The sequence below is a fragment of the Zymobacter palmae genome, assembly GCF_003610015.1.
GTDB lineage: Bacteria > Pseudomonadota > Gammaproteobacteria > Pseudomonadales > Halomonadaceae > Zymobacter > Zymobacter palmae.
Genome location: NZ_AP018933.1, coordinates 936,957 through 960,670, shown reverse-complemented (window position 1 = coordinate 960,670; position 23,714 = coordinate 936,957). Strand labels below are relative to the sequence as shown.

The window sequence follows — 23,714 nt, the reverse complement described above, 5'->3', positions numbered from 1 at the left end:
TCACCTTGACGTTTCGCGCTTAGGAACGCAGCTCGCGCTCGCTGTCCAGCAATGATTCCTGGAAGGACTCACGCTCAAACAGGCGCTGCATATAGCCTAGCAGAGGACGGCACTGCTTCTCGGGAAGATCGATACCGACACTGGGCAGACGCCACAGGATAGGCGCCATGCAGCAATCCACCAGCGAGAACTCTTCGCTCATGAAATAAGGCAGATCTTCAAAAATCGGGCTGATGCCAATCAGGCTTTCACGCAGAGATTTGCGAGCCTGATCAATTTCCTTCTTGGTACCGTTACCGGTCATCAGGATATCCAGCTTGCTGCTCCATTCACGCTCAATGCGGAACATCCACAGACGGCTTTGGGCACGCGCAACGGGATAGACCGGCAACAGCGGCGGATGCGGGAAGCGCTCATCCAGATACTCCATCATGACCTTGGACTCATAGAGCGCCAGATCACGATCCACCAGCGTCGGTACGCTGTTGTAAGGATTATGGTCAGCCAATTCTGCAGGCGGATTGTTGTCATCCACTTCCAGAATATCGACAGATACGCCTTTCTCGGCCAGCACGATCCTGACACGATGACTTTTATGGTCGTTGCTGCCGGTATAGAACGTCATGGAAGAACGCTTGGCTACGACACCCATTGGAATCTCCTCACAATGATATTGCCCCGATTATACCATGTTATGGCCCATTACGGGGCGCCCAGGGCCGTACCCGCCTGTTGGCATATGCCATACAGACGAAAATCGCCCGCCCCCGAAGGGGACAGGCGATTTGTCGGTGCAACAGGCAACGCCCGCCACAGGGCTCCAGTAACGATTAACGTTTGGAGAACTGCGGACGACGACGTGCTTTGCGCAGACCGACCTTCTTACGTTCGACCTTACGAGCATCGCGGGTAACGAAGCCAGCTGCGCGCAGAGAAGGACGCAGGTCTTCGTTGTAGTCCATCAGCGCGCGTGCGATACCGTGACGGATAGCACCAGCCTGAGAAGAAGCACCACCACCAGCGACGGTGATGTACAGATCGAACTGCTCAGAAGTCTGAGTCAGTTCCAGCGGCTGACGAACCACCAGACGAGCGGTCGGACGACCGAAGTAGGTGTCGAGTTCACGCTGGTTGACAACGATCTTGCCAGTGCCCGCTTTCAGGAACACGCGTGCGGTAGAGGTCTTACGGCGACCCGTTCCGTAGTACTGCTGTGCCATGATGTAATTCCCTGTCAGATCAGATGTTCAGTTCTAGAGGCTGCTGAGCAGTATGCGGGTGGTTTTCACCGGCATAAACCTTGAGCTTCTTGTGCATGGCACGACCCAGCGGGCCTTTCGGCAGCATGCCTTTGACTGCGAGTTCGAGAACACGCTCAGGAGCGTGGTCGATCAACTGATCGAAACTCATGGAACGCAGACCACCCGGGTAACCGGTGTGACGGTAGTACTGTTTTGCGCCACCTTTCTTACCAGTAACGCGCACTTTCTCAGCGTTGATGACAACGATGTAGTCGCCAGTATCAACGTGAGGAGTGTATTCGGGCTTGTGCTTGCCACGCAGACGGCGTGCCAGTTCGGTTGCCAGGCGGCCAAGCGTCTTGTCCGTAGCGTCGACGACGTACCAGTCGCGCTTAACGGTCTGCGGGGTAGCGCTGAACGTTTTCATCGAGAAAATACCTTGTTCGGGTGTTTGATCGCAAAGCCTAAAATGGCCAAGTGATGCTCACCAATCCCTATTTTTCTTGAGTTGTCGACTCGAACGCTTGCGCCCTCACGGGTGCCCTGCCAACGATCGACAACAATGAGCGAGCGCGTAGTATACCCGAGACTTTGAAGCGGTGTAAGCCCCTCTCACACCCTTTTTTAGCTGCATTGAGAGATAAACCATGCACCTTTGAGGAAGCTTGATAAGATGAAAACTTCCCCTAAGTGGTGTATGAGAGCCGCCTGACACGTATAATGTGGGCAGGACCTCAACGCACCAGTGCCTACCGTCGTCACGGTCAGTGCACTCAAGCCCAACAGGCACGCTGCAAGACCGGCCTGCCGCTGCGGAGAAAAGGATTCCATGAGTACGAGCTTGAGCATCATCCTGATCATTATTGCCCTGCTGATCGGCGTCGGCGCGGGTGCACTTCTGCACAAGCTGCTGGGCCGTGGCAGTAACTACTACCGCCAGATGCTGGCCGAGCGTGACCGCGAAATCGACCAGATGCACACGCACATGCACCAGCACTTGAGCCAGGTCACCGACATGGCCGAACAGCTGCACACGCAGAGCCAACAGCTCAACCAGCTACTGGCCCGCGAGACCCAGCTGCTCGATAGCGATATCGAACTGAAGCGCCGCGTGCGCCTGCTCAACGGGCAGAGCGCTATGACGGAAGAAGAGGAAGAAGCGGCTCTGTCCCTGCATGCTCCACGCGACTATGCCGAAGAGGTAGATACCTCCCCGCTATCGTCACCGTCGGATGCACGCCAGAACGATGACCTGCAACCGCCGCGTTACTGAAGCCTCCCCGTCCGCCCGACGGAAAACACAGTTAAAAAAATCGCAAACAAAAGGCTGCCATAAAGGCAGCCTTTTTCATTGTATGGGCGGTATCCGTCCCCTTTCCCCATAGACTCATCAAGGCAACAATACGTGCAGTCCCATCAGCGCCCGTGACGCCAGCGCTTCCTGAGCATGCCGAACGTCCTTCAACGCAAAACGGTTGCGCGGCGTAGCATCAATATGACCTTCGCGAATCAGCTGGAACAGCTCATCGCTCATCGCCTGCGTGTGCTCGGGCGTGTCAGCGTAATGCTTCAGCGTTGGGCGCGTGACGAACAGGGATCCCTTACGGTTCAGAATACCCAGATCCACTCCCGTCACTGGGCCGGAGGCATTGCCAAAGCTGACCATCAAACCTCGGGGCTCAAGACAATCGAGCGAATCTTCCCACGTGGCCATGCCCACGGAGTCATAGACAACCGGACACTTGCGCCCTTCTGTCAGCGCCAGTACACGCTCAGGCACAGATTCCTTGGCATAGTTGATCGTGGCCCATGCCCCCAGCGACTTGGCCAGCTGCGCCTTTTCATCTGTGCTGACCGTACCGATCAGCTTGACGCCCATCGCACGCGCCCACTGGCAAGCAATGGTGCCAACGCCACCCGCCGCCGCATGGAAAAGAACGGTGTCGCCAGCCTTGAGCGGATAGGTCTGACGGAATAGATACTGAACGGTCAACCCTTTCACCATGACCGCAGCCGCTTGCTCACAGCTGATATCATCAGGCAGATGCACCAGACGACTGGCAGGCAAACACAGCTGGTCGGCGTAGGCACCACGCCCAACCGATGCATAGGCCACGCGATCACCTACTGCGAAACCGCTGACACCCTCCCCAACAGCATCAATAACACCAGCCCCTTCGCCGCCTAGCCCCGCCGGAAAACTATCGACCGGATAGAGCCCTTCACGATAGTAAATATCGATGAAGTTCATGCCGATGGCTTCATTGCGTACGCGGACCTCGCCCCTGCCCGGCGCTTGCGGCTCGAACGTCACCAGCTCCAGCACTTCAGGCCCACCATGCTGCTTAAATTGCACTCGTACTGCCATTGTCATTCTCTCCTCTCGAACTATGCCTTGTTGTGCTTGCAGGGTCGGCAACGCCCTTACAGATGTCTTATCATGACACCCTATACTCACATCATGCCTTAGGGCATATCGATACCTGCCGAACACCTTGATTTTCGGCTACTCGCTGCGCCTCACATCATACCGCACCGACTCATCAGGATAAGGCATGCGCATTCTTCACACGGCAGACTGGCATCTGGGACAGCAGTTCCACGGCCATGACCGCCTCTATGAACAGCAACGATTTCTGGATTGGCTGCGCACGCTCATCGTTGCGCGGAAAATAGACGCGCTGCTGATCGCCGGCGATATCTTCGATGTCGCATCACCATCGATACGTGCTCAGCGTCTACTGTACGACTTCATCGTTGAACTGCACCATCAGTGTCCGGCACTGACCATTGTTATGATCGCGGGCAACCACGATAGCGGAGCCCGCATTGAACTGCCCGCCCCGCTGATGCAGTCACTGCGCACACATGCCTTCGGACGCCTGCACTGGTGTAGCACCGCCACGGGCGAGCGCCAGCCAAACCTTGATGATCTGTGCGTCCCACTGACGGACGCCAACGGCGCAGTACGCGCATGGTGCCTGGCAATGCCGTTCCTTCGGCCATCAGAGGTGTGCCAGCACCCACTCGACTATGCCGAGCGTGCCTCCGCACTTCATCACCAGCTGTGCGAACACGGCATAGCCCAGCGTCAGCCAGGGCAGGCCTTGATCGCCATGGCCCATCTTCATCTACAGGGCGGCAAGGTATCGGAAGACAGCGAACGTCCCATCGTGGTCGGCGGAGAAGAAGCTCTGTCATCGTCCGCCCTGTTCCCTGCCGCCATCGACTATGTGGCGCTAGGCCACCTACATCGCGCTCAGCAGGTAGGTGCAGCGCATATTCGCTACGCGGGCTCACCCTATCCACTGGATTTTTCCGAGCGCCATTACCACCACCAGGTGATCGAACTGACATTGCAGGATGACCTGCTACCACCGGAACTATACGTGCATGAGGTACCACTTAGCGTACCGATGGTCATTGTGGGACCGATTGCACTGGAAGAGCTGCCTGCCGCCCTGAACGACTTACCCGAACCCGAAGCCCCTGATCGCCGCGACACATGGCCATGGCTTCAGATTAGAGTGCGGCTGGAAGCCCCACGCCCCGACCTGCGCCATCACGTCGAGCAGTGCCTGAGCGATCTCAAGGTGCGTTTGGTGGCGCTAACAGCCCACTATCCCTCCGATGATGACGACCAACAGCAAGCACTTCAGGCCGAGCAGCAGCTGGCTGAAATGGGCCCCGAAGGTTTGTTTATTCACCATTGGCAACAGCGCTATGGACAGCCTCCAGACGAACAGGTCCAACAGGATGTCGCTTGGCTGATCCAGCATGTTCACGATGAGGAGGACGCATGAAGATATTGACCCTGCGTCTATGCAATCTGGCAGCGTTCGCAGGCGAACACACGCTTGATTTCACCCGCTCACCGCTTTCAGAGTGCGGCCTGTTCGCCATCACCGGGCCAACAGGCTCAGGCAAAAGCACATTACTCGACGCCATGTGCCTTGCCCTGTTCGGCAGCACCCCACGCCTGCGCCAGATGCCCGGCGCAGGCACACTGCCACAGGACGATAGCGTTCAGCTGCGCGACCCTCGCACTTTGCTGCGCCGCGGCTGCACCCATGCATTCGCCGAAGTGACGTTCATGGGCGTCGATAACGTGCGCTACACCGCCTCATGGAGCGTCCGCCGCGCGCGCAACTCGGTTACCGGTAAGATCCAAAACAGCACTCAGGTACTGCGTCGCCTTGATCCTGAAGAACAGCTCATCACGGATGGTAAACAAGATTTCAGTCGCAAGCTGCCTGAGGTACTCGGGTTGAGTTTTGATCAGTTCACCCGCGCTGTTCTGCTGGCGCAGGCTGAGTTCAGCGCTTTTCTCAAAGCTAACGACAACGATCGCAGTGCGCTGTTGGAGCGCCTGACCGACAGCGATATCTATTCGCGTATTTCGCGCCGTGCCTACCAGCAGTACCGTGAGACCAAGCAACAGCATGCTGAGCTAGCCTCGCACTTAGAACAGACCCGCCCTTGCGATGAAACGGAGCGCGCCCAACTGAATGACGCCGTTCATCAGGCGTATAGCCATCTGGAGCACCACCGCGCTCAATTGAAGGCATTGGAAGAGCAGCACCGCCAACTGAACCAACGACGTACTCTGGTTCACGACTACCACTCGCAGCAGCAAGCCTTTGCGGCACTTGACCTACAGTGGCAGCAGAGCGAAGACCAGCGCGAGCAATGTGTGGCGCTTGACCGCTTCGCATCAATTAGAGAAACACTACAGGAATGTCGCGAGCAGCAGCGACGCCACACAGCACTGAGTGCCGAGGAGCAACGGCGCACTCTCGCTGCTGATGGTGCCGCATCAGCCACCGCACTCACGGAACAGGCTTGGTCACAGGCCCGACAACAACGCCAGATACTTGAGGAACAGCAGCGCGAAGAAGCCCCCCGACTGGACGCAGCACTGGCACGGGAGCAGCAGCTCCAGCACCTCTGCCAGCAACGCCAAGAGACCTCGGATTTACGAGCAACGCTCGATGAACAGCAGCACCAGAGACTCGAACAGCTGAAGCAGCTCGACGATGCTCATCACGATGACCTCTCACGCCTCAACGCTCTACGCCAGCAGCGTGCATCACTGACAACACTTCCGCCATCACAGCGCCTGCATTCACTGCGCCAACGCATGAGCGCGCTCGATCAGCAGCGCCAGCGCTGGATACAGCGACAGGACACCGCCCAGCGGTTGGCCTCCCATCAGCAGCAGCTTGACGATTACCTTGTCCAACAGCAGCGAGCCGATGCGGCCCTCTCACAGCGCCAACAATGCTGCCAACAAACAGAACAAGCGCTGACATACGCCACCGCCCATCATCAGCGCCTGCATGATGCACTGCTGGCCTACAGCGAACAGACGCTGGCGGCACTGCGCCACCTGCTCAGCGATTCAGCTCCCTGTCCAGTCTGCGGCAGCAGCGAGCATACGCTCCCACCGCCGACCGCGATGGCGCTGGTCGAGGCGCAACGCGAAGCTGTACGGCAACAGCTTGAGCCCGCGAGACAGGCCCTAGAGACTGCTCGCGAGCAGTACGAGAACGCACAGCGGCAACGCCACGAAGCAGAACTGGCATTGACGAAAGCTAAGGCTCACAGCGAGCAGGCACACCAGATCATCGCGCAACTGATAGCAACGGAAACCGTCTATCCGCTCATTCACTGTCGATCACGCGTGGAGGGCATTCAGCAGCGCCATCAACGTGCCATACGACAGGTTGAAGCACTCGACGACTGCATTGCGCGCATCCATTCACTGGAAGAACAACTGCAGGATGCGGAACAGCAACGCCAACGCATCGAGGGCGCGCAGCAACACGGTAGCGCTCAACGACTCGACGTCGAGCGCCAGTATGAACGGTTGGAACAGAGAATAGAGGCCGAGCAAACCAAGCTGAGCGACCAGCTGGGTACTCACACCTCCGCGCGCGCGTGGAAAACGGCTCGTGATGCCACACTCCAGCAAGCCCGCGACAGCGAGCAAGCCGCACTGGAACAATTTGAACGCTGCCGCACAGAGCAAGACTCCACGCGTCGCGCGCAGCAGGAACACCATGCGCAATGGCTAACCCACTGCTCACGTTTGGAAACACTCACGGCTCAAGTGGACGAGTGGCGCACCACTCAACCACCGGCCTGGCAGAGCGATGAAGCACTGGCACACCTACTGACCATCACGCCACACGAACACCACGCGCTGAAAGAGACCCTCACTCGGCTCGACAGCGCACGCCACGATGCCGATATCCGTCAGCGAACTTATCGGCAGCAGTGCGACATCCAGCTTGATGATGACCAACGTCCCCTGCTTGATACTCCTACCACTCTGCTGAATACACTGGACGAACAGCTGATTAAGGTTGATGAACGCCAGCAGACTCAACGCCAACAGGTAGAGGCTCATCAGGAGCGTCACGAAGCGGCTCGGTCACGCCAACGGGAAGATGACCAGCGACGTCAGCGCTATGCCGAACTCACCGATCAACACCAACACGCCGAGCAGGAACTGAAGCGTTGGGGCAAAATCAGCGGCCTGATCGGCTCAGCAGACGGCGCCCTTTTCCGGAAAATGGCCCAGCAGTGGCACCTGGACATGCTGGTCGTGCATGCCAACCATCACCTGCAGACACTGGCTCGCCGCTTCAGTCTTAAGCGCGGCGGCACAGAACTGGGGCTGATGATCGTCGATCGAGAAATGGGGGATGAAGAGCGCTCTGTGCATTCGCTGTCGGGGGGAGAAACGTTTCTTGTATCGCTAGCGCTAGCACTCGGCCTAGCCGCCATGGCATCGGACCGATTGCTGATCGGCACGCTGTTCATTGATGAAGGGTTCGGCAGTCTGGATACCCGCGCTCGCGCCATGGCAATGGACGCACTCGAAGCACTGCAGGCACAGGGCCGTCAGGTAGGCATCATTTCACACGTACAGGAACTGCATGAACGTATTCCCGTACAGGTGCAGGTGTGCCCGGGTGGCAGAGAAGGATCAAGCCACCTCAGGATATCCTCGCCACGCTCGCTGCTTGATCTCGGCTAACGCGACATCTGGGGCCATGCGTATTTACATGGCCCCGTGTGGTCAATGCGGCAATGGCAGCAACAACGCACACGCCGGCTGATCGACAAACGCACACTGCTGCATATGGGTCAGATAGCCACTGTGCTCATCTCGATCGAACAGCTGAAGCGTGCCGCTGCCCTGATTGCAGACCAATACATAACCGCCATCGGGAGTAATCTCGAAGTGCCGCGGCATCACGCCTTCAGTCTTGAGCCGCTGGATACGACGCATCGTTCCCTGCTCCTCATCCAAAGCGAATACCGCAATTTCATCAAAATCGCCGCGGTTGGAGGCATATAAAAAGCGCCCATCGGAGGAAATAGCCAGCTCACCGCCCCCGTGCTCCTGCTCACCCCACGATTCTGCTAGCAGCACATACTGGCGCAGACGCAGATCACCATCCTGATAGTCAAAAAGATAGACGCAGCCGTCCAGCTCCCCCATTACATAGGCAAAGCGCCCGCAGGGAGAAAACTTCACCTGCCTCGGCCCACTGCCACGCGGCAATTCGATACGCTGCACTTTATCCAAGGCCAGAGGGCAGCCATCACCGCTTTCATCTAGCAGCGGATAACGGTACATGCAGTCGTTACCCAGATCGCAGACCAACAGATAGCGCTTATCCGGGGTCGCGGCTGCGAAATGCACGTGCGCACCTTGCTGCCGCTCGGGCTGTGCACCACTCCCTCCACCATAGGTGATGACGGCAACCGGATCATGCAGCTGCCCGTGCCGATCACACGGCACCACGGCCAGCGAGCCGCTGGAATAGTTCGACACGAATAGGAAACGCCTTTGGGGCGACACCGCCACGTGACAGGGGTCTGAACCTTTCGTGGGCACGGTGCTGATAACTTGCAGCATGCCGGTATGTGCCTCCAACCGATAGCTGCTGACCCAGCCCTCACGATCGGCACCGATTTCATGGGTGGCGTATACATGCTCCCCCTCTTCGTCGAGTGCCAGATAGGAAGGATTGTCGGCAGGCGTAAGCGCCCATTCACGGCACTGAAACGGCGCACATTCCAGCCTAAAATGATGGATTCCCTTACTGCTGCTGCCTGAGGTATAGGTCCCCAGCAACAAATGATAATGCGTCATGTCGACCTCCTTGTCGGACCGTGAGGCACTGCACAGCGCGGCTCACGCTTGATCCTGTCCCGTAGAGCGCGCTTCCCGCATCAATACGCCTTCCCGGGTGCGGCGTGATGCTAGGCGATCCGCCTGACGCGTTGGCTCCGGCAGCTTATAGCGCGTCAGGCAAGCACGCACCCAATCGCACGCGGTCTCAAGAGAAATACGATGGCCCTGCGAAATATAGAGCGGCTTAACGCCCTCACGCGAACGCATGACACGCCCCACTTCTTCCCCCTTATCGATCAAGGGGACCATTGCCCCTTTTACATCGGGCACCTCCGCATGACGGCCACACAGACGGCTTTTGCCCACGCCAATGGACGGCTTATCGAGCCACAGCCCCAAATGAGTAGCAATTCCCACCCGGCGCGGATGAGCGATACCCATCCCATCCACCATCAGTAGGTCGGGGCGATGCTCAAGGCAGGCATATGCTTCCAGAATAGCGGGCAGCTCCCGAAAAGATAGCAGACCGGGAATATAGGGCATGGTCGTCGGCTGCCGATGCAGCACCTGCTCAACCACTCTCAGCGAGGGATACTCCATCACTACGATCACCGCCCGCGTTAATGAGGGGGCAGCAGGGTCCACGCGCACATTGCGCTTCGGATCAAGCGGCTCGAAGCCGACGTCGACCCCCGCAATCAGATCAACGGACGTTGGCAAACAGTCTTCTCGTATCACCCGCGGCGCCAACGCCTTTTGCAACTGGATGGCCGTTCTCGGGTCTTCGGTCCACGCATGCAACTGCTCCATATCGCCTCCCTTTGCTGCCGATGCTCAACCCATCTTGGTCTTGGTCTTGGTCTTGGTCTTGGTCTTGGTCTTGGTCTTGGTCTTGGTCTTGGTCTTGGTCTTGGTCTTGGTCTTGGTCTTGGTCTTGGTCTTGGTCTTGGTCTTGGTCTTCAGCATATCACTTCATCTTGCACCACGATCTCAAGGCTTTTCTTCCCTTTCCCATTCGCCAAAGCGACCGCACTAAACGACAACGCCCCCGCTACCACAGGGGCAGCGAGGGCGTTGCATGACCGGGAAGGTATCAGCCTTGCCCGATATCGAACGACTTATGCCGGACGATGCTCTTCACGGCGACGCTCCGGACGACCAGTGTCTTCACTGATATCCAGCGTACGACCCGCAACGCGAGCGCGTCCCATTTTCGCTAGGGTAGCGGCAGGCAGGTTGTTCGGCAGCTCGACGGTGCTGAAGGACTGACGAATATCGATACGACCGATACGCGCGCCTTCGATGCCACCTTCGTTTGCCAGAGCGCCTACCAGCTGCCCCGGTTTGATGCCTTCACGATGGCCAACGGCCACGCGATAGCGCGTCATGCCTTCGCGCGGACCGCGTTCACGGCGCGGGCCACGTTCGCCACGAGGACTACGCTCGCCACGACCACCGCGATCGTTACGATCATTGCGGTCGTTACGGCTGTCCTGACGCGGCAGCGGACGAATCGGTGCTTCATCAGCGCGAGCCAGCTGAGCAAAGACAGTAGCCAAATCCAGCGGATCGTAACCTTGAGCGACCAGCTCTTCGACCAGTGCACGCTGTGCCATGGACGATTCGCCGCTCAGTGCTTCAACAGCGCGCGCCTTGAAGCGCTCGTCACGATGCGCACGCAGTGCTTTTTCGTCAGGCAGTGCGATGGACTCGATGCGCTGACCGGTAGCACGTTCCAGCCACTGGATGCGACGCATTTCGCGACCACCGACGAAAGTGATGGCCGTGCCTTCACGTCCAGCACGACCGGTACGACCGATACGGTGAACGTAGGCTTCGGTATCGTGCGGCAGGTCGTAGTTGATGACGTGCGTGATACGCGGAACATCAAGACCACGTGCGGCCACGTCTGTCGCAACCAGAACGTCAATTTTGCCGCGTTTCAGACGCGCAACGGTGCGCTCGCGCAGGCTCTGGTCCAGATCGCCGGACAGTGCTGCCGCTGCAACGCCACGCGCAGACAGGTGCTCAACGACCGTCGTACAGGCGGCACGCGTACGTACGAAGACGATCGCGGCGTCCATGTTCTCGACTTCGATCAGGCGGGACAGCGCTTCCAGCTTGGCACTACCTTCTACGCGGCACATGCGCTGCGTGATGGTGGTAGTAACCGCCTTAGCTTCAATCTGCACCTTGACCGGATCAACCAAGTAACGGTTGACGATCTTTTCGATCTCGTGCGGCAGTGTCGCAGAGAAGAAGACGCGCTGAGCCGTCTTCGGCGTGTCACGCAGAACGCGTTCGACATCGTCGATGAAGCCCATACGCAGCATTTCATCAGCTTCGTCCAGCACGAGAGCGGACAGCCCGGACAGGTTCAGGGAACCGCGGTCCAGGTGGTCAATGACGCGCCCCGGCGTACCCACGACGACCTGAGCACCAGCACGCAGACTGCGCAGCTGGTCACGGTAGTCCTGACCACCACACAGCGTCACAACTTCCAGGCCTTCAATGAACTGACCATAACGGCCAAAGTTGACGGCTACCTGCTGAGCCAGCTCGCGCGTCGGCGCCAGCACCAGAACTTGAGCTTCACGACGCGAAACATCGAGACGTGACAGCATCGGCAGCGCAAAGGCCGCCGTCTTGCCAGTACCCGTCTGGGCCTGACCCAACAGATCACGACCTTCCAGCAAGGAAGGGATAGTCTGAAGCTGAATGGGAGAAGGGGTCGTGTATCCGAGGATATCAAGAGACCGGAGAACAGCGGGCAGCAGCCCAAGCGTCTGGAAATCAGACGAGACATCGGACATCGAAGTCATTTCACACCTTACACGAGCCGGACAGGCCCACCCTGCATGACAGATATATGAAGGAATCCCTCATACATAGATGCAAGGTCGACGAACACGGCGATACATGGAAATTCAGGCCACCCTACGAACCACGTGGCCGAATCGCACCTGACATTGTCGGACGGCCATCAGCGGACAGCCGATGACACCATTCCTCATGCACGCACCAGTGGAGACCGATATACCAGTAAAGACAAAGCGTTAAGCCAATACATCAACAACAGGCCATGGGGCTTGTCATTCAAAGTACCCAACGTGACGCTCGCCATACTGATATCTTTCCCACACTTACAAGCCATCACAGGCTTGCCGCATGACCGAATGGACGCTGACGCATACCGGGACAAATCGAGTCCGTCCGGCATCGACAGGACATTGGGAGGGGGCGAATCACTATTGAGGGTAGGGTCTGCACATAGCGAAGAAAGCGTATTCTATCACCAAAAGGGATAACATGCCTATGCCTTTATGACCATTACACAAGGTTTTTAATGAACACTACCCCACAGATTGCCATCTGGGTCGATGCTGACGCCTGCCCACGCGCTATCCGCGAACTTATTGTTCGCGCCGCCGTACGTACTCAACTACCGGCCTGCTTCGTCGCCAACCACCTAGTGCCACTGCCCCGCACACCGTTCGCGATTGCCCTGAATGCGCCACAGGGTGCCGATGCGGCTGATGCCTTAATCGCCGAACGCGTACAGCCCGGTGCACTCGTAATCACGGCCGACCTACCTCTTGCATCCGACGTGCTTAAGAAAGGCGCACTAGTGCTCACCCATCGCGGAGAACCGCTCACGCTCGACAATATTGGCCCTCGCCTCAACATGCGCGACTTCATGGAAACGATGCGCGCTAGCGGCGAACACCACGGCGGAGCGAAACCACTGGGACCACGTGATATCCAGCAGTTCGCTAACGCCTTCGACCGCCAGCTTGCACGTCTCCCCCGTCCAACGCGTTCTTAGTGAACAGTCGTGCCCCAATAGTGTTGCTCAATGCGCATTTGATGCGGCACTCAAAGCGTATTGAGCTTTATGCCCGCCTCGCTCTTTAACCGCCGCACGCCTAGCACTGCGGGGTCTGCGGGGTCTGCGGGGTCTGCGGGGTCTGCGGGGTCTGCGGGGTCTGCGGGGTCTGCGGGGTCTGCGGGGTCTGCGGGGTCTGCGGGGTCTGCGGGGTCTGCGGGGTCTGCGGGGTCTGCGGGGTCTGCGGGGTCTGCGGGGTCTGCGGGGTCTGCGGGGTCTGCGGGGTCTGCGGGGTCTGCGGGGTCTGCGGGGTCTGCGGGGTCTGCGGGGTCTGCGGGAAGCGAACACCTTTTCAAGGCGACTATCAAGCAAGTCATCAATGCCACGCAAGTGCCGAGTCGCAGACACCGATTGAGAAATCGCTATCGCCAAATGACATCTACACATTAAAGGATATACAAGATCAGAGGGCTCTACCCACGCCTTTAGATTAACATTTTATTAAATATGCAGACGCCGCCTCATTATCTAGCGATAATAATATACAATACTGTACAAAATAACAGTCATGTGGAAATAAACAGATAACCAAAACATGCTTTCTTATAAGGTCTATATCAAGTCATTCAATTTGAAAGCCGATATTATGATCGTCACGGTCATAGACCCGATCCAGACTGGAAACGTAACCGCCAACCGTGCAAAATAGTGGTCATGCGCCTGCCATGATTACAAATTTTCATTTTTTTGCACATTGCAGCTGGCACTGACAGCTGTGCCACTGGTCATACCAGTGGGCTTTCGTTTCCCGTCTACACCACGGTGCAAACCGTAAATCAAGGGTTAATACAGCGGCTACTTTCCTGTTCACCCCCTGTACAATCGGGTAATGTTGGCCGTCTCAATATAAATGGCGGTGTATTTTATTCACCTTTTTCGATCATCCACCTTACGGCCACGGTCTTTTCATTCATGTTCCGTTTATTTACCGCGCTGCCTCGCCCCCATAAATTTCTCATGGTGCCCATCTTGTCGATGGTATCTGTTCTGGGCATCCACGCTTACCAGCAACATCGTCCGCAGGCCCCTTTACAGGATGCGCCGCATAACACAGCCGATGTCGCGATGAATCAAGTCAGTGATACCGATAATGAAGACGATGACGGCGATAGCGACGACATCCACTTCGCCGTTGATACGGCAGGTGCTCAGCTGCTGACAGCGCTCAGCCACACCGATCCGATCGACACTGATAGCACCACCATTTCACCGTTTCACCAGCGCTTTCTTTCGGCGTTAACCACCGGTAACGATGCCGATTTCTCTGACGAACTTCCCTATGACGATGACGCGCTCGGCAACCAAGGTGCGCTGGATCAAGAAGTCGCAACAGAGCCAAGCGATGATCAGCTACGCTGGCTCAGCTATACCGTACAACCGGGCGATAGCTTCGGTTCGATTGCCGCTCAGAGCATGGGGCTGGACGCCGTCAAAGTTAGCAACCTGCTCAACAGCCTGCCGGATAACAATACGCGCCGCATTCTGACTCAGCTGCGCATCGGCATGTCCATCGACTATCAGGTCGACGCACGCAACCAGCTGGTATCGCTGCGTGTTATGCGTACTGCACGCGATGGCCTGCTGTTGACGCACGAAGACAGCGGCCGCTATGCCTACACCAATATCCATCGCAACGTAGAACCCATGCAGCGCACCTACGCGGGTACGGTCAACGGTAGCTTCGGCCAATCCGCACAGGCCAGCGGGCTTTCCAGCAGCGAAGTCACCGAAATCACCCGCGCCCTGTCACGCAAGCTTAACTTCCGCGCTCAGGCCCGCGCTGGTGACCAATTCCAAGCACTGATTGAGGCAGACACACTGGACGGCAAGAAGCTCGGCTCACGCGTACTGGCCATCCAGTACAAAGGGGCTTCTTCCAATGTAACGCTCGTACGCTACAACGACAGCTTTTATACGCCGGACGGCCGCGGACTGGATCCGTCATTCAACCGTTTTCCGTTCTCCGGTCAGCACCCCGTCACCTCAGCATTCGATCTGACACGCTTGCACCCGGTCACGCACCGCGTTGCGCCGCACCACGGTACGGACTTTGGTATGCCAACCGGTACGACCATCAAGTCTCCCAGTGCGGGGGTGGTCACACAAGTTGCCTATAACCAGTACGCGGGTCACTATCTTGTCATCGATCACGGTGAAGGCCTCAAGACCCGTTATCTGCACCTGTCACGTTCGCTGGTACGTCAGGGTGAGCGCGTCAACATGGGTGCCCCGATCGCACTCTCAGGCAGCACTGGCCGCGTAACTGGCCCTCACCTTCACTACGAAGTGCTGGTCAGCAACCGTGCTGTCGACCCCATGCGCGTCAAACTGCCGAACGGTCAGCAACTCTCCGGTGCCCAGCTGGCCAGCTTCAAGCGCCAGGCCCAGCAGTTTATCGCTCGTCTCTCCTCTCCAGACAACGACCGTGCCTATGCACAGAATGGCAATGCATCGTTGCAGGAAGGCAAGGGTTCATAAATACAGCGCCCGAAACGCAAAGAGGCATCCCCATGGGGATGCCTCTTTTTTATCAGGTAGAGAACTGCAGCACAGCAGCCCTTTGATCTACCTCTACAGAATCAACGACGTTTGAGTGTCATGTCGATGCCTGTTTTCGGCTGGTTCATGTTAGTGTCCAGCAACTGCAGGTCACCGTTTTCCAGCGGCAGTAGGTTGTAGATGGCGTTGCCTTCCGGTCCACGCAGCTGATAGATCAGCGGATATTTCATTTCACCCGCATTTTCGACGGTGAAGACATTACCTTTGGTCAGCAGCGCTTGACTGCTTTTCCCTTCACGGACGCTGACCAATTCGAACGTTCCGGCATTGCCGTCATTGGCATCACGGACTTTCAGGTTCGTCTTGATACCAGAGCAGTCAACGCACGGCAGAACCCCTTCGTACTGCCCTGCCAGCTTGGTGTAAGGGGTTTGCGGACCGCTTGCACAGCCTGCCAGCGCAGCCAGTACAGCTGCTGCAGCCAGAGTCTTGATTTTCATGGAACCATCTCCTTGTGTTCACACGACATTTCGCATCTCAAGATAGAGTATCCTACACGGATTTTCAAAGCCTACCTGCCGATATAGCGTGGATGCTCCACATGATTCATGACACAGCCAACGCTGACTGGCAAGTTCTACAACAGTAGATATCCTTCATTAAGGCAACTCTGGTAATGGCATAGACGGCACCGCCATTTCTGGCACCTGCTCATGGGCAGATACTCAAGGTGGGGTCATGATCATTCTATTCTGGCTATCCTTCTCCGTGGCCATTGCAGGCACCTTCATCGCCTTGCACGGTGGGCCATTCACCCCGTGCAGAGTCGTCGTGCTCAGCGCCCTAGGCACCGCTATGGGCGCGTTGGTCATCATCGGCAGTCTGGAAGCACTGCTGGGTATTCCACTATTAGGTTGTGCGGTTCTCGTGGTCGCATTGACCGAGCTTGATCCTCCCACCTGAAAGCTCAGTAGTGCACGACAAGCATGCCAAAAGGCGCCACCCTCCAATAAGAGAGTGGCGCCTTTTTCATTCTTACTGAATCGAACGCCCAGCGTAATTTCATCTTCACGCCATATACTGCAGCAGCCACATCACGATAGGTGCAACAACGGCAAACAGCACGGTACTGGTGGTCACGATATTGGTCGCGAAGCGAACATCGCCGCCCGCCTGTCTGGCCAATACCGGCAACACCGCTAGCATAGGCGTTGCCGCCTGCATAACCAGCACCTGCTTCATTGTGATATCGAAAGGCGTAAACGTGAGCAGTACGGCCAGCACCAGCGGCGACAGCACAAAGCGTCCCAGCAATGTGATGATCGTATCGCTATCAAAGCGGATACTGCTCAGCCCCGAGTCGCTCAGCACGATCCCAATGAAGATCAGTGAAAGCGGCGTCACTAGACTACCGACATAGGACAGGGTTTTACCCAGCACTTCTGGCAACGGCAGCCCACTCAGCAGATACAGCACCCCGGCAATGAAGCCCAGCAGAGGCGGCGGCAACAGCTTCTGCAGCGTTACCTTCAACGAAGGCGCTTGGCCTTTCCCCTGCGGGGTATCGTTGGCGATCAGGAAGGCCCCCAACGTCCAGGTCGAAACAGTATTCACAACATAGTAGATGAGGAAGTACTTCATACTGGCTTCGCCAAACAACGCAATGTTGAGAGGCAGCCCAATGAAGATGGTGTTGGCGTTGACGATCCCGTTAATGAATATTCCCCGGCGCCCTACAGGAATATTTAACAGACGGACCAGCAAGAACCCCACGAGATAGGCAATGCCAACACCAATAAACGGACATATAAGCCCGATACCTAGGCTGGCCAGTTCATCACGCTTCAGATAGTGCAGCACGGAAACGAAGATGGACGCTGGCAACGCAATTTTGGTGATCAGCAGTGAAATGTTGCCGGAAAAGCTATCCGCCAGAGAACCTCGCCGTCGTAGCACATACCCTAGTGCAATGATCAAGACGATGATGGCAACACTTTGAATGGATTGCCAGACAGCCATACGCACCTCCTTGTCGCAAACTGCTTCAGACTCATGACGCTTGGCATGAAGGCATCGACAGTCGCTTGTCGTTACCTTGTGATACCCGCTTAGAAAACTTTCAGCTTCAGTTCAGACTATTTCAAGGCGCTTGGCGCGCAGAAAATAAGGAAGTTATTTGGTAGGAAATAAGCTACTGATATTGAACGACACATTCAGCCGCGAAGAATCGCACGATAGACGTCATACTGAAGGTGGCAGTGAAACGGAAGGGGGAATTGCCTGTCTCAACTGCATGCAGATATGCAGAAGCCGAACTAGGTAATAATGAAGAATGAAGAGAGAAACGAGGAAGAAAACACAAGAAAGGACAGGATGGTGGGCCCAGCAGGACTTGAACCTGCGACCAAGCGATTATGAGTCGCCTGCTCTAACCAACTGAGCTATAGGCCCAAAGCAAAAGCGCGCATATGATAACTAAAGCTAGCTCCCAAAGCTAGTGCAACATGGTGATGTAACCCTCTGCTTTGATACAGGATGATATGATGAATTTACGGAAAGGATACCTTTATTCTCTGGCCCTCACGGCCACGGCACTGACGGGTTCGCTGACCTTATCGGCCAACGCAGCGCCAACAGGCTGGGCGCTGGAACCCCAGCAAAGCCGACTGGATATCCAGCTGACCGACCACCGTCAAGCAGGCAACACGCTAACACGCATGCAGGCAGCGCCTATATCCGGCACGATCAACGCACGTGGCGATATTGATATCCCGCTGTCATTGAACCAACTGGACGTTGTCGCACAGCTTCCTCCCATGCTGACCCAGAAAGCACTCAAGCAAGGCACAAAACACATTCAAGGTCATATCGACCCTGCCGTACTGAGCGAATTGGCCCCCAATAAGAGCACGACGACCACCGTGAAGCTGTGGGATCCGGCTCATCACCCAGACAGTCGACAGATCACAACGACACCGGTTCAGCTTACCCGACTAAACGACGGACTGATCCAAATGACCACATCGTCGCCCGTGACAGTAGACATCAGCCCATTGCTGCGCCAAGACAATGCCCCGCTAATTACCAACTTGCTTGGCTATCAGCAGCTTGATAACCACGCACAGGTCACTTTTCACGGTACACTACGCACACAGGGATAAGTCGGCGACACATCGTGCGCTCGTTCCTACCTTCCCGGCCTCGGCAAACGCGCCGGCCGGGAACTTACGTCCAGATCATCACAGCGACAGCCATCATGCCCGCGTCTTCATTCATCTCCGCCCTTACCATTGATGCTCCTGCCTGGCCTGAATGGTTGCCCCCAGAAAGCCCACTGGTGCTGGTACGGTGCCACTTTTCCGTCGAGGCCTATCACGATGATGAATTTGCCCGCCACGACATACCACAACCTCTCCGGTTGCAGCGTGCGGTCACTAAACGTCGAAGCGAATTTCTGGCCGGCAGAATATGTGCTCGGCAGGCGCTGGCGAAGCTAGGCATTGATGGGCAAGCAGGGAGTAAAGCCGAACGCAGAGACCCCATCTGGCCCAAAGAATGCACCGGCACCATCACCCACAGTCACGGTGTCGCTGCCGCACTTGTGGGATATGCGCGGCACTGGCAAGGGCTCGGGATCGACATTGAACACTGGATCAACACGGAAAGTGCGCGCCATCTTTCCAGCGCCATTCTGCAACCACATGAACAGCAATTGCTTGATGAGGATGACATCCGCTTCGCCCAACAACTGACATTGTTGTTTTCGGCCAAAGAATCGCTGTTCAAGGCGCTCAATCCGCTCACCGGCACCTCCTTCTACTTCCACGACGCGTCACTGGTGCACTTGAATGAAGGGGCGCAGACACTGACGCTACGCCTTGATTGCACGCTGAATGAACAATGGCCAGCAGGCACCACGCTGATATGCCACTACTCCTATAGCCCTGCATACATCACGACGTGGCTCACGATCCCCGCCTGACCTAACCAGGCAGGTATCTCATTGTGTTAGCCCCTAGTGTCAAGTCCATCATAGTTCACCACGCACACATGCTACCCAACCCCCATCCGGAACGATCCTGCATGAGGTAGTTGCATGCCGCCAAGAACAAGCCATAGCCCTGCTGCAAAACAGCGGCTAGGCTCAGAGACTCGCCTGAATTTTTGTATACACTGCCGAGATTGACCATCTAAACGGATGCGTAACAGGCACGTTTGACAGAATGAGCTGGATACGCTGACATGAGAGTGTTAGCCACTGCGCTGACCAGATTGTCGTCTCTTTAATCCAACATTCCCATCACAAGGAACAGCCCATGTTTAGCCAGCTCTTTGCAGTCATGGCACCGGTACTGTTCGGCGCAGGGCTCGGTTTCTTCTGGATCAAACTGGGCTACTCCTTTCCGACCGCCTTCGTTTCCCGCTTGACGCTCAACATCGGCACTCCTTGTCTGATTCTCGCCAAGCTGCCCACATCGGGCGTTACGATGGCCAACTTCAACTCCATTCTCGTCGCCATGGTAATGATCATGATATTGATGGCGATCGCGGGCTACGGCCTATGCCGTTGGAGAAAACTGGACTGGCAGGTATATCTCCCCGCCATGCTGTTCCCCAACACGGGGAATATGGGGCTGCCTATTTCGCAGTACGCCTTCAAGGACAAAGGGTTTGGTATCGCAATTGCGATTATGGTCATCGTCAGTCTTGTGCAGTTCACTCAAGGCAGCATGACATCCAAGAAGCCCCTACTGAGCTTCATCAAGACCCCCACTATCTACGCCATCGCAATCTCACTGATCATGATGGCAACAAACAGCCACCTCCCCGGCTGGCTGTTCAACACCGTGGACCTGATCTCCGGCTTCACCATTCCACTGATGCTAATCACACTGGGTGTATCCCTTGCCAGCATTCAGGCCAAGAATATTGTGGTGGGCCTCAGCTTCGGCCTGCTCCGCACCCTGCTGGCTGTGGCCATTTGCCTACTGGTCAGCACGGTATTGCATCTCGATGCGTATAAGACAGGTCAGATCCTGCTTCAGGTCTGCATGCCGGTCGCCGTTTACAACTACCTCTTTGCACAACGCGCCGGACGCTCACCTGAAACCGTGGCAGGCCTCGTGCTGTGTTCGACACTACTATCGTTCATCTATCTGCCGATCATTTTGCACTTCATCTTCATATACGCACCGTCCGTGTAAGACCAAGGTAAGGGTGAGCCGTGTACCAGCACGACTCACCCTTCCTCCTACCTAGAGTTCTTTTTGCTTTTGCTCAAAGCCCGACTGCACCGTCAATGTGCGGATGTGCGGATGTGCGGATGTGCGGATGTGCGGATGTGCGGATGTGCGGATGTGCGGATGTGCGGATGTGCGGATGTGCGGATGTGCGGATGTGCGGATGTGCGGATGTGCGGATGTGCGGATGTGCGGATGTGCGGATGTGCGGATGTGCGGATGTGCGGATGTGCGGATGTGCGGATGTGCGGATGTGCGGATGTGCGGATGTGCGGATGTGCGGATGTGCGGATGTGCGGATGTGCGGATGTGCGGATGTGCGGATGTGCGGATGTGCGGATGTGCGGATGTGCGGATGTGCGGATGTGCGGATGTGCGGATGTGCGGATGTGCGGATGTGCGGATGTGCGGATGTGCGGATGTGCGGATGTGCGGATGTGCGGATGTGCGGATGTGCGGATGTGCGGATGTGCGGCCAGCATGATAGCGCTTCTCTCACCTCTGGCAAGCTCACTTTCTGCAAAAATCTAGCAAAACCATTGAATATGATAACCAAGCCAAAAGCCTGACCTTTAGACTAGTTTCAACATTCCACACCTTTTCTCAGTGCTTTCCGCTATAGGAGGTGATGAAATTTTCTTTTATTTCAAACAGTCAACTTCGGCTATTTCTCTATTGAGAAATAGGCAACGGTACATCACTACTCTCTGCCGCGACGTGCACATTTTTCTTTGAATAACTTCGGTGTTAGTCTTTATTCAAACTTATAGCTATCTTGACATTATCCCCAAACCAATAATCGGTTTTATATGATTTTGGTTTCGAGGCGTACTTCGGGAAGCGCGCCACCGTGGTTTCACCGATATTTAGCGGTGAGTTGGCACTCTCCTTCTTACTCACAAGGTCAAGGACGCCATTATGTCTTCACAGAAATCCGTTACGATAGATCAGCAAGGCTCTGCCTTACTCAGCAACCCGCTGCTCAATAAAGATACCGCGTTCTCCGAGCAGGAACGCACAACCTATGGACTCCGCGGACTACTTCCATTCCAGATAGAAACCCTTGATGACCAGGCCAAACGTGCCTATCAGCAGTTCAGCTCATACGAGAAGGCTATTGACCGCCATATCTATCTTCGTGAATTACAAGATCGCAATGAAACGTTGTTCTTCCGCCTCGTAAGCGACCATCTCGAAGAGATGCTGCCGATTATCTACACGCCTACCGTAGGTGAAGCCTGCCAGACATTCTCTCACATCTACCGTGGCAGCCGTGGCCTATTCATTGCCTACCCAGACCAAGACAATATCGATACCATTCTGGCCAATGTGGATCAGGACGATGTCAGTGTCATCGTGGTAACCGATGGGGAAAGAATTCTAGGCCTTGGCGACCTAGGCGCGGGTGGAATGGGTATTCCTATTGGCAAACTTGGCCTTTACACGGCCTGCGGTGGTATCGACCCAGCAAAAACACTGCCTATCACTCTTGATGTAGGTACCAATAACCAAGACCTGCTGAATGACGCCACGTACATTGGCTGGCATCACGAACGCATCCGCGGCGAAGAGTACTACAATTTCGTTGAACGCTTCGTGGCGGCCGTCATGAAACGCTGGCCGAATGTACTCCTGCAATTTGAGGACTTCGCACAGATCAATGCACTGCCTTTACTTCAAAAATATCGTGATCGCCTGTGCTGCTTCAATGATGACATTCAAGGCACAGCCGTAGTGGCACTGGGCACACTCTATTCCGCCTGCAAAGCACGTCAGGTGCAACTTCGCGATCAGCGCATCATCTTTGTCGGTGCAGGCTCCGCAGGTTGCGGCATCGCCGAACAGATCGTCGCAGCTATGCAGGAAGACGGCCTCAGCGAGCAGGAAGCTCGAGGCAGGATCTTTATGATCGACCGTAACGGCCTCGTTACCGATGATATGAAGGATATCCCGGACTTCCAGAAAAAACTGGCACAACCAACGACCACTGTTGCCTCGTGGAATTTAACAGCAAAAAGTGCGTTATCTACGATAGTAGAACACGTCAAACCAACAATTCTTATTGGCGTATCAGGCCAGGCAGGCCTCTTCAATGAAGATGTCATTACCACCATGTATCGCCATTGCCCAACGCCGCTGGTCATGCCACTTTCCAACCCTACATCGCGTATTGAAGCCGTACCTGCCGATATTCTGAAATGGACGCAAGGCAACGCCTTGGTAGCAACAGGCAGTCCTTTCGAGCCCGTAAATATCGATGGTACGTCCTATCCCATCGCACAGTGCAACAATGCCTATATTTTCCCAGGCATTGGCCTTGGCATCATTGCGGCACAGGCACACCGAGTAACAGACAGCATGCTAATGGCCGCAGCTAGAGCGCTGTCCGACTGTTCTCCGGTAGCACAATCCGGAAAAGGCGCCGTCCTGCCCTCTTTCAAGGATATAAAAGAGGTAAGCCTGCGCATCGCAGAGGCCGTCGCCCAGCAAGCCGTTGAAGAGGGCGTGACCGAAGGCCGAGATAGTACGCCTTTGAAGGAACGCCTTGAGGCACACTTCTGGACACCCGCGTACGCTTGCTACGGCTAGAGCTGCAGCATTCGTCTTGCGATAACTAAACACCCCGATGATGGCCTGAGTAGCGGATCATCGGGGTATTTTCATGACGGCATCTAGTAGCTGTTGGCTGTTTGGGA

General features: G+C 56.1%; 21 protein-coding genes and 1 tRNA gene. 10 read left to right on the top strand and 12 right to left on the bottom strand.

Translation table 11 applies throughout. The annotated features are described in order from the left end of the window. Nucleotides 1–19: 19 nt before the first annotated feature. The 3 genes from ZBT109_RS04215 to rplM all read right to left on the bottom strand — a co-directional run bounded on the left by ZBT109_RS04215 (nucleotide 20) and on the right by rplM (nucleotide 1,668). On the bottom strand, nucleotides 20–652 hold the full coding sequence (locus tag ZBT109_RS04215) for a glutathione S-transferase N-terminal domain-containing protein (RefSeq protein WP_027705317.1): 633 nt from the start codon (nucleotides 650–652) through the stop codon (nucleotides 20–22). 178 nt (nucleotides 653–830) lie between these two features. Beyond that, entirely contained in the window at nucleotides 831–1,223 is a 393-nt protein-coding gene (gene rpsI / locus ZBT109_RS04210) for a 30S ribosomal protein S9 (RefSeq protein WP_179949543.1), read from the bottom strand. Between the two features lie 16 nt (nucleotides 1,224–1,239). Continuing rightward, nucleotides 1,240–1,668 (bottom strand): 50S ribosomal protein L13, encoded by a 429-nt coding sequence (gene rplM / locus ZBT109_RS04205; protein ID WP_027705315.1) that lies wholly within the window; start codon nucleotides 1,666–1,668, stop codon nucleotides 1,240–1,242. Nucleotides 1,669–2,070: 402 nt separating this feature from the next. On the opposite strand from rplM, the gene ZBT109_RS04200 reads away from it, so the two are divergent. Further along, on the top strand, nucleotides 2,071–2,514 hold the full coding sequence (locus ZBT109_RS04200; RefSeq protein ID WP_027705314.1) for a ZapG family protein: 444 nt from the start codon (nucleotides 2,071–2,073) through the stop codon (nucleotides 2,512–2,514). A gap of 117 nt (nucleotides 2,515–2,631) precedes the next feature. Here ZBT109_RS04200 and ZBT109_RS04195 read toward each other — a convergent pair whose 3' ends face one another. Beyond that, entirely contained in the window at nucleotides 2,632–3,609 is a 978-nt protein-coding gene (locus tag ZBT109_RS04195; protein WP_027705313.1) for an NADPH:quinone reductase, read from the bottom strand. A 187-nt stretch (nucleotides 3,610–3,796) separates the two neighbouring features. On the opposite strand from ZBT109_RS04195, the gene ZBT109_RS04190 reads away from it, so the two are divergent. Together ZBT109_RS04190 and ZBT109_RS04185 are read left to right on the top strand one after the other, a co-directional pair. Beyond that, nucleotides 3,797–5,044, top strand: coding sequence for an exonuclease SbcCD subunit D (locus tag ZBT109_RS04190; protein ID WP_027705312.1), 1,248 nt, complete (start codon nucleotides 3,797–3,799; stop codon nucleotides 5,042–5,044). After that, on the top strand, nucleotides 5,041–8,286 hold the full coding sequence (locus tag ZBT109_RS04185; protein WP_027705311.1) for an AAA family ATPase: 3,246 nt from the start codon (nucleotides 5,041–5,043) through the stop codon (nucleotides 8,284–8,286). The genes ZBT109_RS04190 and ZBT109_RS04185 overlap by 4 nt, the downstream gene beginning before the upstream one ends. A 42-nt stretch (nucleotides 8,287–8,328) precedes the next feature. Here ZBT109_RS04185 and ZBT109_RS04180 read toward each other — a convergent pair whose 3' ends face one another. The 4 genes from ZBT109_RS04180 to ZBT109_RS04165 form a co-directional block, all read right to left on the bottom strand. Next, entirely contained in the window at nucleotides 8,329–9,411 is a 1,083-nt protein-coding gene (locus tag ZBT109_RS04180) for a lactonase family protein (protein ID WP_051523849.1), read from the bottom strand. Between the two features lie 42 nt (nucleotides 9,412–9,453). Then, the gene (nfi, locus tag ZBT109_RS04175; protein ID WP_027705310.1) at nucleotides 9,454–10,203 is read right to left on the bottom strand and encodes a deoxyribonuclease V; all 750 of its coding nucleotides are present in this window, start codon (nucleotides 10,201–10,203) and stop codon (nucleotides 9,454–9,456) included. Nucleotides 10,204–10,227: 24 nt separating this feature from the next. Continuing rightward, nucleotides 10,228–10,359 (bottom strand): hypothetical protein, encoded by a 132-nt coding sequence (locus tag ZBT109_RS14075; RefSeq protein WP_269460479.1) that lies wholly within the window; start codon nucleotides 10,357–10,359, stop codon nucleotides 10,228–10,230. A 152-nt stretch (nucleotides 10,360–10,511) separates the two neighbouring features. After that, the gene (locus tag ZBT109_RS04165; protein ID WP_027705309.1) at nucleotides 10,512–12,215 is read right to left on the bottom strand and encodes a DEAD/DEAH box helicase; all 1,704 of its coding nucleotides are present in this window, start codon (nucleotides 12,213–12,215) and stop codon (nucleotides 10,512–10,514) included. 524 nt (nucleotides 12,216–12,739) lie between these two features. On the opposite strand from ZBT109_RS04165, the gene ZBT109_RS04160 reads away from it, so the two are divergent. Further along, nucleotides 12,740–13,219, top strand: coding sequence for a YaiI/YqxD family protein (locus ZBT109_RS04160; RefSeq protein ID WP_232012863.1), 480 nt, complete (start codon nucleotides 12,740–12,742; stop codon nucleotides 13,217–13,219). A 1,035-nt stretch (nucleotides 13,220–14,254) separates the two neighbouring features. Continuing rightward, nucleotides 14,255–15,757, top strand: coding sequence for a peptidoglycan DD-metalloendopeptidase family protein (locus ZBT109_RS04150; protein ID WP_232012881.1), 1,503 nt, complete (start codon nucleotides 14,255–14,257; stop codon nucleotides 15,755–15,757). A 101-nt stretch (nucleotides 15,758–15,858) separates the two neighbouring features. On the opposite strand, the gene ZBT109_RS04145 is transcribed toward ZBT109_RS04150, so the two are convergent. Then, nucleotides 15,859–16,278: a copper resistance protein NlpE N-terminal domain-containing protein gene (locus ZBT109_RS04145; protein ID WP_038278374.1), complete on the bottom strand. Its 420-nt coding sequence runs from the start codon at nucleotides 16,276–16,278 to the stop codon at nucleotides 15,859–15,861. Nucleotides 16,279–16,516: 238 nt separating this feature from the next. Between ZBT109_RS04145 and ZBT109_RS04140 the strand changes: the two genes are divergently transcribed. Next, nucleotides 16,517–16,741: a hypothetical protein gene (locus tag ZBT109_RS04140; protein WP_027705307.1), complete on the top strand. Its 225-nt coding sequence runs from the start codon at nucleotides 16,517–16,519 to the stop codon at nucleotides 16,739–16,741. A 105-nt stretch (nucleotides 16,742–16,846) separates the two neighbouring features. Here ZBT109_RS04140 and ZBT109_RS04135 read toward each other — a convergent pair whose 3' ends face one another. Both ZBT109_RS04135 and ZBT109_RS04130 read right to left on the bottom strand, forming a co-directional pair. Further along, complete coding sequence (locus ZBT109_RS04135) at nucleotides 16,847–17,797, bottom strand: AEC family transporter (protein ID WP_027705306.1); 951 nt, start codon at nucleotides 17,795–17,797, stop codon at nucleotides 16,847–16,849. 355 nt (nucleotides 17,798–18,152) lie between these two features. Next, nucleotides 18,153–18,229: transfer RNA gene (locus ZBT109_RS04130), tRNA-Ile, on the bottom strand. A gap of 92 nt (nucleotides 18,230–18,321) precedes the next feature. On the opposite strand from ZBT109_RS04130, the gene ZBT109_RS04125 reads away from it, so the two are divergent. From ZBT109_RS04125 to ZBT109_RS04115, 3 genes are all read left to right on the top strand, one after another. After that, complete coding sequence (locus ZBT109_RS04125) at nucleotides 18,322–18,939, top strand: hypothetical protein (RefSeq protein ID WP_027705305.1); 618 nt, start codon at nucleotides 18,322–18,324, stop codon at nucleotides 18,937–18,939. Nucleotides 18,940–19,034: 95 nt separating this feature from the next. Then, on the top strand, nucleotides 19,035–19,760 hold the full coding sequence (locus ZBT109_RS04120) for a 4'-phosphopantetheinyl transferase family protein (protein WP_051523844.1): 726 nt from the start codon (nucleotides 19,035–19,037) through the stop codon (nucleotides 19,758–19,760). A 334-nt stretch (nucleotides 19,761–20,094) separates the two neighbouring features. Continuing rightward, the gene (locus ZBT109_RS04115) at nucleotides 20,095–20,982 is read left to right on the top strand and encodes an AEC family transporter (RefSeq protein WP_027705304.1); all 888 of its coding nucleotides are present in this window, start codon (nucleotides 20,095–20,097) and stop codon (nucleotides 20,980–20,982) included. A gap of 92 nt (nucleotides 20,983–21,074) precedes the next feature. Here the strand turns inward: ZBT109_RS04115 and ZBT109_RS04110 are convergent, their stop codons facing one another. Then, nucleotides 21,075–21,500 (bottom strand): hypothetical protein, encoded by a 426-nt coding sequence (locus ZBT109_RS04110; protein ID WP_170144687.1) that lies wholly within the window; start codon nucleotides 21,498–21,500, stop codon nucleotides 21,075–21,077. 436 nt (nucleotides 21,501–21,936) lie between these two features. Between ZBT109_RS04110 and ZBT109_RS04105 the strand changes: the two genes are divergently transcribed. Next, nucleotides 21,937–23,607, top strand: a complete 1,671-nt coding sequence (locus tag ZBT109_RS04105) for an NAD-dependent malic enzyme (protein WP_120185329.1) — start codon at nucleotides 21,937–21,939, stop codon at nucleotides 23,605–23,607. The last annotated feature ends 107 nt before the right edge of the window (nucleotides 23,608–23,714 follow it).